At 38.9% G+C, this 14,693-nt stretch carries 12 protein-coding genes; 7 read left to right on the top strand and 5 right to left on the bottom strand.

All coding sequences use genetic code 11. From position 1 onward, the window contains the following. The first annotated feature begins 33 nt into the window (after positions 1–33). The 5 genes from RM539_RS09350 (at position 34) to RM539_RS09330 (ending at position 5,910) form a co-directional block, all read left to right on the top strand. Positions 34–1,107 (top strand): glycosyltransferase, encoded by a 1,074-nt coding sequence (locus RM539_RS09350; RefSeq protein ID WP_311503124.1) that lies wholly within the window; start codon positions 34–36, stop codon positions 1,105–1,107. 111 nt (positions 1,108–1,218) lie between these two features. Beyond that, positions 1,219–2,493 (top strand): O-antigen ligase family protein, encoded by a 1,275-nt coding sequence (locus RM539_RS09345; protein WP_311503123.1) that lies wholly within the window; start codon positions 1,219–1,221, stop codon positions 2,491–2,493. Then, positions 2,450–3,463 (top strand): glycosyltransferase family 4 protein, encoded by a 1,014-nt coding sequence (locus tag RM539_RS09340; RefSeq protein ID WP_311503122.1) that lies wholly within the window; start codon positions 2,450–2,452, stop codon positions 3,461–3,463. Before RM539_RS09345 ends, RM539_RS09340 begins: the two co-directional genes overlap by 44 nt. Continuing rightward, a complete protein-coding gene (locus RM539_RS09335) occupies positions 3,421–4,482 on the top strand; it encodes a glycosyltransferase family 4 protein (RefSeq protein WP_311503121.1) in 1,062 nt (353 codons plus the stop codon). The genes RM539_RS09340 and RM539_RS09335 overlap by 43 nt, the downstream gene beginning before the upstream one ends. 33 nt (positions 4,483–4,515) lie before the next feature. Then, a complete protein-coding gene (locus RM539_RS09330; RefSeq protein WP_311503120.1) occupies positions 4,516–5,910 on the top strand; it encodes a sugar transferase in 1,395 nt (464 codons plus the stop codon). A gap of 295 nt (positions 5,911–6,205) precedes the next feature. Here RM539_RS09330 and lnt read toward each other — a convergent pair whose 3' ends face one another. After that, positions 6,206–7,798 carry an apolipoprotein N-acyltransferase gene (gene lnt, locus RM539_RS09325; RefSeq protein WP_311503119.1) on the bottom strand — a complete coding sequence of 531 codons (1,593 nt, stop codon included), beginning with the start codon at positions 7,796–7,798 and terminating at the stop codon, positions 6,206–6,208. 378 nt (positions 7,799–8,176) lie between these two features. Here lnt and RM539_RS09320 point away from each other — a divergent pair, with 378 nt between their 5' ends. Next, positions 8,177–8,938: a CDP-alcohol phosphatidyltransferase family protein gene (locus RM539_RS09320; RefSeq protein WP_311503118.1), complete on the top strand. Its 762-nt coding sequence runs from the start codon at positions 8,177–8,179 to the stop codon at positions 8,936–8,938. 51 nt (positions 8,939–8,989) lie between these two features. On the opposite strand, the gene lptB is transcribed toward RM539_RS09320, so the two are convergent. From lptB to RM539_RS09300, 4 genes are all read right to left on the bottom strand, one after another. Next, the gene (gene lptB / locus RM539_RS09315) at positions 8,990–9,730 is read right to left on the bottom strand and encodes an LPS export ABC transporter ATP-binding protein (protein ID WP_311503117.1); all 741 of its coding nucleotides are present in this window, start codon (positions 9,728–9,730) and stop codon (positions 8,990–8,992) included. A 286-nt stretch (positions 9,731–10,016) separates the two neighbouring features. Continuing rightward, positions 10,017–10,379 carry a carboxymuconolactone decarboxylase family protein gene (locus tag RM539_RS09310; RefSeq protein WP_311503116.1) on the bottom strand — a complete coding sequence of 121 codons (363 nt, stop codon included), beginning with the start codon at positions 10,377–10,379 and terminating at the stop codon, positions 10,017–10,019. Then, positions 10,363–11,220, bottom strand: coding sequence for a twin-arginine translocase subunit TatC (gene tatC / locus RM539_RS09305; RefSeq protein WP_311503115.1), 858 nt, complete (start codon positions 11,218–11,220; stop codon positions 10,363–10,365). Before tatC ends, RM539_RS09310 begins: the two co-directional genes overlap by 17 nt. Continuing rightward, positions 11,220–12,191: a KpsF/GutQ family sugar-phosphate isomerase gene (locus tag RM539_RS09300; RefSeq protein ID WP_311503114.1), complete on the bottom strand. Its 972-nt coding sequence runs from the start codon at positions 12,189–12,191 to the stop codon at positions 11,220–11,222. Before RM539_RS09300 ends, tatC begins: the two co-directional genes overlap by 1 nt. Positions 12,192–12,274: 83 nt before the next feature. On the opposite strand from RM539_RS09300, the gene RM539_RS09295 reads away from it, so the two are divergent. After that, the gene (locus RM539_RS09295; protein WP_311503113.1) at positions 12,275–14,473 is read left to right on the top strand and encodes a RecQ family ATP-dependent DNA helicase; all 2,199 of its coding nucleotides are present in this window, start codon (positions 12,275–12,277) and stop codon (positions 14,471–14,473) included. Positions 14,474–14,693 lie beyond the last annotated feature (220 nt).

Below are 14,693 nucleotides of genomic sequence, written 5' to 3'. Positions count from 1 at the left end.
CCAAACACCAAACACCAAACACCAAACACCAAAGTGCGAGTACTTCAACTTATCGACTCTCTTAGGCCCGGCGGGGCAGAACTAATGGCGGTTTCCTATGCTAATGCTTTGAGTACTAAAATATCAAAGTCTTATCTTTGCTGCACCCGGGAAGAAGGTATTTTAAAGGAACGATTAATGCCGGAGGTTTCGTACTTGTTTTTGTGTAAGAAAAATAGTCTGGATATGACGGCGTTTATGAATTTGAATAAATTTCTGAAAGCCGAAAAAATTGATATAATCCATGCGCATGGAACTTCTTATTTTATGGCAGGAATACTGAATTTTTTTGGAGGAGATTTTAAACTGGTCTGGCATGACCATTACGGGAACAGCGAATTTTTAAGTCAGCGCAGCCTTCAGCCTTTATCTTTTTTATCCGGTTTTTTTGACGGAATAATTTCAGTAAATACCACTTTAGAAAAATGGGCGAAAACTAGGTTGAAGTGTAAAAAAGTAATTCAGCTAAATAATTTTGTTTCATTCGCGGAAGGTCCGGAGAATGAGAAAAATGTGGTGCTGAAAGGGGAAGAAAAAAAGTTTAAGATTATTTGTGTTGCTAATCTACGGCCTCAAAAAGATCATTATACTTTGCTGAAAGCTTTTGAAATTTTAGCGGAAAAGATTCCTACAAGCCTTCATTTGTTAGGCCAGGATCCTTGCGATGAATATTCCGGAAAATTAAAGGAGGCTTTTCAAAATTCATCACAAAGTGCAGAAATATTTTATTATGGCGAGCAAACAGAAGTAAATGTTATACTGAAAGAAGCAGATTTAGGTGTTTTATCTTCCAGATCTGAAGGTTTACCGCTGGCTCTTCTGGAATATGCAGGTGCAGGATTACCCGTAGTGGTGACCAATGTTGGAGAATGTTCTAAAATTGTAGGAACTAACGGAATTCTCGTGGAAAAAGGGAACCCCTCCCAACTTGCTTCCGGAATAATGAATTATTACTTCCAAGAGAAACAGAGGAATGCTGATGCTAAAAATCTTAAAAAATCTGTACAGGAAAATTTTTCAGAAAAGGCGATAATAAAAGAGGTGCTGGATTTTTATCGGAGTTTATAGAAATTAACTTAAAAAAACGGAGTAGAAATTAAAGACTTAAACTACATATCTTATCTGCAGTTAATCCTGGGGCATGTACTAATAGGGTTCCTGGTTTATTTGTACCGGCCCATGGCCGAGATACTACTTTTAGCGGTACTGGCATTTTCGCTCTTTTATGTCATTATCAAAGATAATAAGAACAACGAGGCTCTGATGGCAGCAGCCTATATTGCCGGGGCAGAAGTTTTTTTCAGAATGAACGGGGGGATGATTTTCTATGAAACAGGAAAATACGCCGTAATTCTTTTTCTGCTTATTGGTATGTTTTACAAAGGTACTTCAACAAGAACAGTTCCTTTTTGGATTTACCTTCTTATTCTGATTCCTGGTATTGTAGTGGCGTCCCAGACCCTGGATTATGATGTTGTTTTCAGGAAAGCCATTGCCTTTAATCTTAGCGGTCCTGTATGCCTCGGGATCTCAGCGCTTTACTGTTATTATAAAAAAGTATCAAAAATCCAGTTTAATTATATCTTATTGATGCTGTTATTGCCTCTTGTGGCCAATATGGCTTATCTTTATTTTTATACCCCAAGTATAGGAGAGGCATTAATGTCTGGTACAAATTCCAATTATGCGGCTTCCGGAGGTTACGGGCCCAACCAGATTTCTACGGTGATGGGTTTGGGAGCTTTTTTGGTATGTACCCGCCTATTTACTGTAAAAAACAGGGTGATCAATTTAATAGATATTATTTTGATGACGCTATTGAGTTACAGGGCTATAGTTACATTTTCAAGAGGAGGGGTTTTAACCGCAATTATTTGTGTTTTAGCATTTCTACTTATCTTTTTTGTGAAGCAGGATGTTCGTTCCCAGTTCAGATTAATAAAAAAACTGGCTCTTCTTTTTTTAACAATTGTGGGGATGTGGACAATTGTTACCATTCAAACCCGGGGATTAATTGCCTACAGGTATACCAACCGGGATGCGTCGGGAAAACTGGAAGATGATATTACCACGGGAAGGGCAGAATTAATAATAACAGAACTGCAGGGTTTTTATAACAATCCCGTAATAGGTGTGGGAGTGGGCAAAGCCAAGGAATTTCGTATGGAGGAAACAGGAATTGAAACGGCTTCACACAACGAGGTAAGTCGCCTTTTATCGGAACATGGCTTACTCGGATTACTAGCTTTGTTAATACTTATTTTTGTTCCCGTTATATTTTGGACTAAATTTAGGAACAATTATTATTTTTTGGCGTTCTTAGCATTTTGGTTTTTAACCATAAATCATTCGGCCATGCGAATTGCCCTTCCGGGTTTTGTTTATGGTCTGGCTTTATTATATATTGTAGATGACAAAAAGGATCCTGTACATAGGAAACGACTTACAACTTGATAGTTTTACCGCCACTTATATTTCTTTTTTAAGCAAAATGCTGAAAAAAGAAGGATATGAGGTAAGAACAGCTTCAACAAGAAGTAATAAAGGTTTACGGCTGGTGGAGATGCTGGCTTTGGTGGCTAAACATAGAAAACAAACCGATGTTGTGCTTATAGATACCTACGGGGCTATGAATTTTTATTATGCTTACCTGGTGGGTAAAACCTGTCGCCACTATAACTTGGATTATATTCCTATTCTGCATGGGGGAAACCTGCCGGAGCGACTGGAAGATTCACAAGCTTACAGTAAAAGTCTTTTTGGGAAAGCCAAAGTTAATGTGGCGCCTTCCCTTTTTCTATATGATATTTTTAAAGCTAAAGGATTTAATAATACTAAAATGGTTCCCAATGCTGTTCAGCTGGAGAACTATCCCTTTAAAGAACGTAAAAAATTTCGTCCACGGCTGTTGTGGGTACGTCGTTTTCAGAAAAGGTACAATCCCTTACTGGCACTAAAAGTGCTAATAGAACTGATGAAAAAATATCCCGATACAGAACTCTGTATGGTTGGTCCCGATAAAGATGGCAGCATGCAAACCTGTAAATCTTATGTGCGCAAACATAAACTGCCGGTAAGATTTACCGGAAAGCTCAAAAAGAAAGAATGGGCAGCACTTTCAATAGACTATGATTTTTTCATCAATACCACAACCATAGATAATACCCCAATTAGTGTGATAGAAGCGATGAGCCTGGGCCTTGCGGTAGTATCTACCAATGTAGGGGGAATGCCCGTTCTTATCCATGATGAAAAAGAAGGAAAACTGGTGCCTCCAAATAATAAAGATGCTATGGCGGGCGCTATAGCTGAATGTATTGAAGATCCTGCTAAAACTGCTGAAATTTGTAGTGCTGCCAGGAAAAAAGTTGAAAAATTTGATTGGGAACTGGTAAAAACAGAGTGGAATCACGTGCTCAAATGAATACCGGCATAAAGCGAATTATCTATATAGGTAATAAGCTGGAAGCAATTGGCGCTTCTCCCACAACTATAGACTTTCTCTCCAAACTCCTTAAGAAAGAGAAGATGAGGGTGATTACTGCTTCTTCAAAAAAGAACCGGCCGGGAAGATTGTTTGAAATGCTTTTTACGCTTGCCCGCACTCCTAAGCCTGTAGATTATGTTCTTATAGATACTTACAGTACGCAAAATTTCTGGTATGCGGTTTTGTCGGCACAGGTGTGCAGGGCAAGGAAAATAGACTATATACCTATTTTACATGGAGGTAACCTGGAAAAAAGGCTTCAGCAGAACAAAAGGCTTTGCAGGGATTTATTCGGAAAAGCATTTGTAAATATAGCGCCATCCCATTTTTTACTGGATAAATTCATCAAATACGGTTTTACCAACCTGAGATATATTCCTAATCCTGTAAAACTTGAAAACTACCATTTTAAGAAAAGAAATCAATTGCAACCGAAGCTCCTTTGGGTACGGTCTTTTGCTGAAATTTACAATCCGTTAATGGCTCTGAAAATTTTACAATTGCTTTTACCTGAATTTCCTGATGCCGAATTGTGTATGATGGGTGGCCGGAAAGACAGCAGCCTGGAAGATTGCCGAAAATATGCTGAAGAAAATGAGCTGCCGGTAAAATTTACCGGAAAACTGCATAAAAAACAATGGATTAAAATGGCCTCAGATTTTTCTATATTTCTTAACACTTCTAATATAGATAACACGCCTGTAAGTGTAATAGAAGCTATGGCACTGGGCCTGCCGGTGGTATCTTGCCAGGTAGGGGGAATGCCTTATCTAATCAAAAACCGTGAGGAAGGAATTCTTATAGAAAAAAATAATCCCCAGGCAGGTGCACGGGCTGTAAAATTTTTATTGCAATATCCGCAGGAAGCACAGAAATTAAGCTTTGCTGCCCGAAGAAAAGCTGAAAAATTCGACTGGGAAATTGTGAGGCAGGAATGGTTGGAAGTACTCACTTAAAACTTTATCTTAGGCTCGTCCCAAATTGTTTATATGTCCGGAAAGCCATTATTTCATTTTGAAATCTCGGAGCGCAAGATACTTCTGCGGTTATTTGATAATATTATAGTGCTGCTTGTTTTAAGCCTGGTAGGGATTTTATTTCAATTTGATTACTTCAGGATTGATTCCCAATACTGGATGTGGACCCTGATATTGATCCTGTTTCTCAATTTTTTTTCTACCGTTTTTGAACTTTATGATCTTCAGAAGGCCAGCAGGTTTGATAGTGTACTTAAAAATGTTATTCTAGCCACTTCCACTACAGTCCTGTTTTACATGCTTACGCCCTATTTAACGCCCAGTTTGCCTGAAAACCGCTTACAGATATTATTCTTTTTTATTTCTATAGCAGGGGCTCTACTCATCTGGAGGTTTTCTTACATTAATCTTATTTCTACCCCAAGATTTTATAAAAGGGTTTTAGTAGTAGGCGATTCTTTCGATATTAAACTTATTGCTGAAGATTTGCAAAAAACAGATCCTAATTATCATATTGTAGGTTTTATCAATACAGATAACCATGTAAAAGCCAGTTTGGATACCCATAATTTAAAGGAATTTCATGTAGAGGAATTGCCGGAAATTATTCCTGAAAATCATATTAGTGAAGTAGTGGTAGCCAGTGCATACAGAAGGGGATTAATGCTTCCCTTGTACAATAAGCTATATGAATTGCTGAAAAAAGGAGTTCCCATTAAAGATTATACCCAGGTTTATGAAGAGGTTACTCAACGGATTCCTGTGGAAAATGTAGATAAGGATTTTTACAGATATTTCCCTTTTAGCAGGAATAATGCCAACAAATTTTACACCCTCATTTTCAGGTTTTTTGATATTGTTATTTCTTTAGCGGGAATAATTATCGGCTTATTGCTTCTGCCGTTTATTGTTGCGGGAAACCTTATTGGAAACAGGGGATCAGTATTCTATTCCCAGGAACGCGTGGGGAAGGATGGTGAAGTTTTTAGTATTCTGAAGTTAAGAACCATGCGGCGCGACGCAGAACACGCCGGCCCCCAATACGCCCAAAAGAATGACTACAGAATTACAAAGTTCGGGAGATTTCTAAGAAGAGCGAGAATAGATGAAGTGCCGCAATTCTACAATGTACTTAAAGGTGAAATGAGTATTATTGGCCCAAGGCCGGAAAGGCCAGTTTTTGTTGAAGGACTTTCGCAGGCAATTCCATTTTACGATACCAGGCATATCATTAAACCAGGGCTTACTGGTTGGGCGCAGGTAATGGCGAATTACGGTACCTGCCATACCGATAGCCTGGAGAAACTGCAATATGACCTCTATTACATAAAACATCGCAGCATATTTCTGGATCTAAATATTCTTCTTAAAACCTTAAGTACTATCTTATTCTTCAGAGGACAATAATTATTTAAGATAGAAAGTGAATGTAAAATAGTAGAAAATTGGAAGCTGAAGTTTTAGCCAGACAGGCGGAAAACTGCATAATTAAAGGTTGCTAGTGAGGTGAAAAACCCGAATTTCAGATCCCAAATATGTAGCTTACAAATTGAAGAGCGAAAATAAAAAAAGGCAATTAAATCAAGATAGCTTAAACCACAAACCACAAACCACAAACCACAAACCACAAACCACAAACCACAAACCACAAACCACAAACCACAAATCACAAATCACAAATCACAAACTCTAAATAAACCTTTCACGCCGGTCTTTTTCTTCTGTATTTAACTATTGCAAAAAGAAAAATAAAGAGGGCCAGAAATTGAGCAACGCGGGCAATATAATTTCCATACTTAACGTAGAAAGTTTGCTCGTCATTTAGAACAAGATCATGTTTCAGGCTTCCCCTTTCTTCATACGCTAAACTTTTTTCCACATCTCCCAGCGGATTTATAAAAGCTGAAATGCCGGTATTGGCACTTCTTACCACTGCTTTCCTGTTTTCAATCGCTCTCAACTTGGCATAGCTAAGATGTTGTTGATGACCCGGTGTATCTCCCCACCAGGCATCGTTGGTGATAATAGTAAGAAACTGGGCGCCATTTTGAACATAGCCGGTTACATATTCCCCATAAACCGATTCATAGCAAATAATAGGTGCAGTAAGGCTGCCATTATCCAGCTGGAAAACTTCACGCTCGGGTTGGGTGGTTTTCATGGCTACGGTACCGCCTAGGTCTATCATAATATTTCCCAGGAGAGGCCGTAACAGGCTTTGATACGGAAAATTTTCAACCCCCACCACTAATTTAGATTTGTGATAAAGCTGGGTATTCTTAAAATTGCTGATCAAAAATGCCGAATTATAATCATCATACCAGTCGTTCATACCAATCCGGTTACTTTGGGGCCTTACCAGGGAAGGATCACTAAAACGCTGATAAAAGGAAATTCCACCGAGAAAACTTAGATTTTCATGATTTCTTACCAGTTGCCTGCCAAAAAAGGCAGCTTCAGAATTTTCAAATTCAGATAAAACAGTACCATCGGCAAATACTGTTTCCGGAGCCACAAGAAGGCTGGTGGAATCGGTTATTTTTTCCCTGCTTAGCTCCTTTAGCAGCTCTCCAATTCGGGTATCTGTAGTATTATATTTTTCAGTATAAGGATTAATGTTAGGCTGCAGCACCACAGCTTCCATTCTTTTGGAAGGTATTTCATAATTGTACCTTATGAGGTAGGAGAGGCCAATGGGAATACCAATGAGTAGCATCAGCTTTACAATTCCGCGGTAGACAATACCTTTATCTTTGAATTCCCGGTATAGAAGCAGTGCCTTAAAAACCATAATATTGGAGAGCCAGATCCAAAGCGTCCCACCAAATGTACCTGTATATTCATACCATTGGATAAGGTTGTGATATTCGGAAAATCCATTCCCGAGGTTTAGCCAGGGCCATGAGAAATCCCAGTTGAGATGTATTTGTTCAAAAACCATCCACAGGCTCACCAGGAAAGTGGATGCCGCAGAAAAACCGGTTCTTTTTGCCACAATATGATAGATAAGAAATACAATGCTCATCAACAGGGAATTTGCCAGAATGGCAAAAGCACCGCCAAAGGGAGTGGAAAAATAAATCCAGTAAGTGGTAATAAGGTTCCAGATTAGAAACGTGAGATATGCCGCACCAAAAACTTTCCACTTAACAGCTTTTTCTGAAAAATTCCTGATTTGAAATTCTGCAAAAAGCAGCGGTACAAAAGCAAAAAAGAGTAAAAATGGGAAACCAAAGATGGGCCATCCCAGTGCCAGAAGCAACCCGCTTAAAATTGCAAAAAATACTTGTTTCATTTTAGCTGTTTTTCAGGAAAGATTAAAATCCAGTCTCACCACAGATGTCTCAAAAATAGGAAACTGAAACGCATAAGTGGAAAGTGAAAAGTTAAAATAGTGCAGAGTGAATGGTCGACACTAATCAAGGATGTACAGGGGGCACTGAAGAATGGATTCCGCAGTAATTAATGTGATTTGCGCGAGAGTTTTAAAGTGAACGTTAAAATAAGAGACAGGCGAATTATTCTTGAATAGTAACTGGCCACAGATTGAGATTCTGGCCACAAATTCAGCAGAAATAAATAGCTGTTATATATTACACCACCTCGTACTTCGAACCTCGTAGTTCTAAAATCATATTTATTCTTACCTTAGTATTTTTATACAAAATTTTATATGGCCTTAAAAAAACATATCCCCAACCTAATCACGCTTCTCAATCTTTTAAGTGGAACTATTGCCGTAATTTTTGCCGTACAGGGAAACCTGATTATGGCTGCTGCTTTTGTATCGCTGGGAATATTTTTCGATTTCTTTGACGGGCTTGCCGCCAGGGTACTTGATGTGAAAAGTGAAGTAGGGCTGCAGCTGGATTCATTGGCCGATGCCGTGACCAGCGGCGTGGTACCGGGTATTGTGATGTACCATATGTTGGCAAAAGCCTTACCTGGCAGCCCCGAAGAAATTTCTACGGAGTGGAGTGCGGATAGCTCTTTTATGGAGTGGAATTTTAATAATCTTGCCCTGGTGGGGCTTTTTATAACATTGGCTTCAGCTTACAGGCTGGCTAAGTTTAATGTTGATGATAGGCAAACCGATTCTTTTATTGGACTTCCCACTCCTGCAAATGCTTTATTAATTTTGAGCCTGCCTCTCATTCTTACTTATCAGCCGGGAGAATTTGCTTCTTCGCTTATTCTGAATGAATGGTTTTTGTTAGGCCTTACTTTATTAAGCTGTTATTTTCTAAATGCTGAAATAAAGCTATTCGCATTGAAGTTTTCTAACTGGTCTTTTCAGCATAACAAGCTACGGTATATTTTTATCCTGTTGTGTTTGGTGCTTATAATCCTGCTACAGTTTGCAGCTATTCCTGCAATAATTATAAGTTACGTGTTGTTATCCCTTTTGTTCGGAGACCAGAAGAATATTGCCTGAAAATCGTTTCTTGCAGATGAGCAGATAAATTAATGAACTTTGCCAAAAAAATTATTCAAATATTTTCTTTTTCCGAAGCTCGAAATTTTTACCCAGATAAACTTTTCTAACCATTTCATCCTCTGCCAGTTCTTCTGGCTGCCCGTGTTTTAGAATGGAACCTTCAAACATAAGGTAAGTGCGGTCTGTAATTGCCAGTGTTTCCTGTACGTTATGATCTGTAATGAGGATGCCGATATTCTTGTTTTTTAGCTGGGCAACAATTCGCTGAATATCTTCCACAGCCACCGGATCTACTCCGGCAAACGGTTCATCTAGAAGGATAAATTTGGGATCGGTAGCAAGTGCGCGGGCAATTTCTGTTCTACGGCGCTCTCCACCGCTTAAAAGGTCCCCGCGATTCTTGCGGATATGATTTAACCCGAATTCATCAATAAGGGATTCCATTTTAAGCTGCCGTTCTTTTTTGGAGAGTGAGGTGAGTTCCAGTACACTCATAATATTATCTTCAATACTAAGCTTTCTGAAAACCGAAGCTTCCTGCGCGAGATACCCAATACCGTTTTGTGCACGTTTGTACATTGGATATTTGGTGATATTTATCTTATCCAGAATAATACTGCCGCTGTTAGGTTTTATAAGTCCAACTATCATATAAAAAGAAGTGGTTTTCCCCGCTCCGTTGGGACCCAGCAATCCAACAATTTCTCCTTGGTTTACCTCCAGGGAAATTCCTTTAACAACAGATCTTCCTTTATATGTCTTTACTAGTTTTTCGGCGCGTAATTTCATCCTTTTTAATATTTGTTCAGTCCAAAGGGTTTAATCAAAAATATATCCAAAAATGCTCCATTGCCATTAATTTTAAGGATTGGCCGTCACATAAATCACATTCAGTTTTAAAAATAATGACACTGAAAAGTGTAAAAAGGCATTCTTATTTATATAAGAAAAGATTTATGATTTTGGGAAAAGATTTCATGGATCATCTTTGAATGTGCATTAGGCCAACCTGTATAAAGGTAAGCTGGGAGAAACATACTAAAGTCATTCTACATAGCGTAAAATAATCCATAAGTTAACCTTCAACTTCTCCCTTTGCATTTTCCAAAGCTTCCCAATACTCAAAAGCCCGGCGCAGATGAGGAATAACTATGGTTCCTCCAATGAGTGTCCCAATACTAAGGGTTTCCATTACTTCTTCCCTGCTGATATCTTCTTTATGGCTGGATTCCAGATGATACTTTACGCAATCGTCACATCTTAAAACCAGTGAGGCCACAAGTCCGAGTAATTCTTTTGTTCTTTTATCAAGGGCACCTTCAGAAAAAGCATTGGTATCCAGATTAAAAATCCTCTTGAGTACTTTATTATTTTCCCTTAGGATCCTGTCATTCATTTGTTGGCGATAGGAATTAAATTCCTCAACCTTGTTGATCATAGCCTTTTTTATTTAAATTTTTTAATTCTCTTTTGTAGATTATCTTAGAGATAATAATACTTACTTCGTATAAAATCAAAACAGGAATAGCCACAATTATCTGGCTTACAATATCTGGAGGGGTAATAACTGCTGAAATTATTAACACGATGACCAGAGCATATTTTCGGTAAGTTCTCAGGAAATCGGGAGTTACCACCCCCACTTTTGTAAGAAAATATATTACAATAGGTAGTTCAAAAATTAAGCCGCTGGCAAGTACTGATGCTCTTACAAGGCTAATATAGCTACTCAGGTCAAAATCATTAAAAACCACTTCACTTACCTGATATTTCCCCAGAAAGTTAATAGAAAGCGGAGTTATTACATAATAACCAAAAAGGACACCCATGAAGAAAAGAATGGAGGTAATAAAAATAAATCCTTTTGCATTTTTTCTTTCATGCTCATGCATGGCTGGAGCCACAAACTTCCAAAATTCATAAATAACATAGGGAAAGGCAACTATAAAGCCTGCTGTTATAGAAGTCCATACGTGGGCCGAGAACTGCCCGCCCATAGTTCGACTTTGAATTCTAAAGGGCATTTCATCAAAACAAAAGCCACCGTCTATTCCTATAAAAGTAGACATGCGGCAAAGCATATCATATGAAAAGAAAGTTCCTTTACTGGGGCCAAAGAGCAAAACATCAAATATAAAATCCTTTGCCAAAAAAGCCAGTGCTGCTGCAATTACCACTGCGAGCGTGGCCCTTATTAAATGCCACCTGAGATCTTCCAGGTGGTCTAGAAAAGACATTTCTCTTTCCTGTTCCGGTTGAGGAGCTTCGATTTTTTTCATTATAAAATTCCTTCGCGAATTAAATTATGAAGATGTACCACACCGGCATAGCTATTTTCATTACCTTCTATGGCCAGCAACTGTGATATTTTGTTTTCTTCTATAAGTTCAAGAGCATCTACGGCCAAAGCGTCCTGTGTAATAAGCTTCGGATTTTTGCTCATAATGTCTTTAGCTTTAAGTGCTTTAAATTCAATATTATCCTTTAACATACGTCTTATGTCTCCATCGGTAATTACCCCTACTATTTTACCATTCTCAATCACGGCTGTAACGCCCAGCATTTTTTCAGAAATTTCTATGATTACTTCTGTAACACTGCTCTCGGGTTTTACCATGGGCTTTTCATTCTGTGAGGTAATATCCCGCACTCTCAGATAAAGTTTTTTGCCAAGGGATCCCCCGGGGTGATATTTGGCAAAATCCTTTCTGGAAAATCCTTTTAATTTTAAGAGGCATATGGCTATGGCATCACCAATTACTAACTGTGCGGTAGTACTGGTGGTTGGTGCCAGGTTGTTTGGGCAGGCTTCTTTTTCTACGTAGGAATTTAGAACAAAATCGGCCTCTTTTCCGAGGAAAGACTCTTTATCTCCGGTGATTGCCAACAGAGAATTATTGAAATTTTTAATTAAAGGAACCAAAACTTTAATCTCAGGGCTATTTCCACTCTTGGAAATACACAGCACCAGGTCATCTTTTTGAATAGTTCCAAGGTCGCCATGAATGGCATCTGCAGCGTGCATAAAAATTGCCGGGGTACCTGTAGAATTTAGAGTAGCCACGATCTTTGTAGCAATAACGGCACTTTTGCCCACTCCTGTAACAATTAATCGCCCTTTGGAATGATAAATTTTTTCTACCGCCATTACAAATTCATCATCAAGAAGGTTCTCCAGATTTGCAATTGCTTTAGCTTCGGTAGAAATGGTTTCTTTTGCGGCTGTAAGAATTTTTTCCTGAAGTTTCAAATTTGATGAATTATGGATTGTAAGTACTAAAGAAATATGTATATTTAGTATTGCAAATGTATATAAAATTGTAAGACAATTGAATGAGTTTGACGGAAATTGATTTACACCAACAACTGAAGAAATACTTTGGATTTAGCCAATTTAAAGGACTTCAGGAAGAGGTGATTACCAGTGTTGTGAAAGATAATGACACATTTGTGGTAATGCCGACCGGAGGAGGAAAGTCCCTATGCTACCAACTTCCGGCCTTAATCGCCGATGGGACAGCAATTGTGGTTTCGCCCCTTATTGCCCTTATGAAGAACCAGGTAGATGCCATTCGTGGGATCTCCTCTGAACATGGCGTGGCACATGTTCTTAACTCCTCCCTGAACAAGACCGAGGTACGGCAGGTGAAGGAAGATATTAGCAATGGAATTACCAAACTGCTATATGTAGCCCCCGAATCTTTGACTAAAGAAGACTATGTGGATTTTCTAAAAACACAGAAGATATCTTTTCTGGCTATAGATGAAGCGCATTGTATTAGCGAGTGGGGCCACGACTTCAGGCCTGAATATCGCAATTTGCGAAACATTATTGGCAGGATTGGAGACAATATTCCTATTGTGGCACTTACAGCAACCGCCACGCCCAAAGTTCAGGAAGATATTTTGAAGAACCTGGGAATAACTAAAGCGAAAACTTTTAAGGCAAGTTTTAACCGGCCTAATCTTTATTATGAAGTGCGGCCGAAAACTAAAAATGTAGATGCCGATATTATTCGTTTTGTAAAGCAGAATGAAGGGAAATCCGGTATAGTTTATTGCCTTAGCCGAAAAAAAGTAGAGGAGCTGGCGCAAACCCTTCAGGTGAACGGGATAAGTGCAGTACCCTACCATGCAGGATTAGAAGCTAAAACAAGGTCCAGGCATCAGGATATGTTCCTGATGGAGGAAATAGATGTGGTAGTAGCCACCATTGCATTTGGAATGGGGATAGATAAGCCAGATGTACGCTTTGTTATCCATCACGATATCCCCAAAAGTATCGAAAGTTATTATCAGGAAACAGGTAGAGCGGGAAGAGATGGTGGCGAAGGCCACTGCCTTGCTTTTTATTCTTATAAAGATATAGAAAAGCTGGAAAAGTTTATGAGCGGCAAACCCGTGGCAGAGCAGGAAATTGGCCATGCCCTGCTACAGGAAATTGTAGCATATGCCGAAACTTCAATTTCCAGGAGAAAATTTATTCTGCATTATTTTGGGGAAGAGTTTGATCAGGAAACAGGTGAGGGGGCTTCCATGGACGATAATGTGAGGTATCCCAAGAAACAAACTGAGGCACAAAACGAAGTTGAGTTGTTGCTGAAAATAGTGAAAGAAACCAAGGAGTTATATAAGGCTAAAGACCTGGTACGAACACTGGTGGGGAAATCCAATGCTATTATTGCCTCTCATAAAACCGATGAAAACCCGCTTTTTGGGAAGGGAGATTACAAAGATTCTAAATTTTGGATGGCACTTATAAGGCAGGTACTGGTTTCAGGTTTTCTCAAAAAAGATATTGAAACTTACGGCGTCATAAAGATAACTCCAAAAGGAGAGGATTTTCTAAAGCAGCCGACTTCTTTTATGATGACTGAAGATCATATTTTTGATATTACCACTGAGGCCGCACCTTCAGCTTCCAACAAAGCAGGGGGAGCAGTGGATCGGCAACTTGTGAATATGCTGAAGGATTTGCGGAAGAAAGTGGGGAAAAAACTGGGGCTACCTCCTTTTGTTATTTTCCAGGATCCCTCGTTGGAGGATATGGCACTTAAATATCCAGTTAGTATTGAAGAATTGGGAAGTATTTTTGGAGTAGGAGAAGGTAAGGCTAAAAAGTACGGAAAAGAGTTTGTAGAACTTATCGGCAGGTATGTTGAGGAGAATGATGTTACTCGTCCTGATGACCTGGTGGTGAAATCAACCGGAGCCAATTCTGCATTAAAACTTTATATTATCCAGAATGTAGACAGAAAGTTACCTTTAGATGATATCGCTTCGGCTAAAGGAATGGCAATGGATGAATTTATTAAGGAAATGGAAGCAATTGTCTATAGCGGAACCAAGCTCAACATAGATTATTATCTTCAGGATATTTTAGATGAAGACCAGCAGGAGGAGATCCATGAATATTTTCTTGAAGCTGAAACCGATAAAATTGATGACGCGATAGAAGAATTTGACGGAGATTATGACGATGAGGAGTTACGGCTTTATCGCATCAAATTTATTAGCGAAGTGGCAAATTAGAAAATAGATTTTGTAGTGCAGTTGGTTTCTACTGAAAAACCACCCCGGCCTCCGGCCACCCCTCCTTAAAAAAAGGAGGGAAGCTTTTTTAGCTGCTTTTAGGAATAAACCTTTATTATTTGAAGTCACCTACCCATAATTGATGAGGATACCTATATACTTCGGATTTTTGATTTCATTTTATCTTTTCACTTTCCATTTTTTTGAGGGAAAGCTAATT

Origin of the sequence: Autumnicola musiva, assembly GCF_031846585.1 — a bacterium.
Classification (GTDB): domain Bacteria; phylum Bacteroidota; class Bacteroidia; order Flavobacteriales; family Flavobacteriaceae; genus Autumnicola; species Autumnicola musiva.
The sequence above is the reverse complement of the archived record's forward strand: the minus strand, read 5'-3'. Positions and strand labels throughout refer to the sequence as shown.

What these genes read in the sequence shown, in the direction of transcription:
- RM539_RS09345 (WP_311503123.1), top strand. Translation starts at nt 1,219, where the DNA reads ATGGCCGAGATACTACTTTTAGCGGTACTGGCATTTTCGCTCTTTTAT.
- RM539_RS09340 (WP_311503122.1), top strand. Translation starts at nt 2,450, where the DNA reads ATGACAAAAAGGATCCTGTACATAGGAAACGACTTACAACTTGATAGT.
- RM539_RS09330 (WP_311503120.1), top strand. Translation starts at nt 4,516, where the DNA reads ATGTCCGGAAAGCCATTATTTCATTTTGAAATCTCGGAGCGCAAGATA.
- lnt (WP_311503119.1), bottom strand. Translation starts at nt 7,798, where the DNA reads ATGAAACAAGTATTTTTTGCAATTTTAAGCGGGTTGCTTCTGGCACTG.
- RM539_RS09320 (WP_311503118.1), top strand. Translation starts at nt 8,177, where the DNA reads ATGGCCTTAAAAAAACATATCCCCAACCTAATCACGCTTCTCAATCTT.
- lptB (WP_311503117.1), bottom strand. Translation starts at nt 9,730, where the DNA reads ATGAAATTACGCGCCGAAAAACTAGTAAAGACATATAAAGGAAGATCT.
- RM539_RS09310 (WP_311503116.1), bottom strand. Translation starts at nt 10,379, where the DNA reads ATGATCAACAAGGTTGAGGAATTTAATTCCTATCGCCAACAAATGAAT.
- tatC (WP_311503115.1), bottom strand. Translation starts at nt 11,220, where the DNA reads ATGAAAAAAATCGAAGCTCCTCAACCGGAACAGGAAAGAGAAATGTCT.
- RM539_RS09295 (WP_311503113.1), top strand. Translation starts at nt 12,275, where the DNA reads ATGAGTTTGACGGAAATTGATTTACACCAACAACTGAAGAAATACTTT.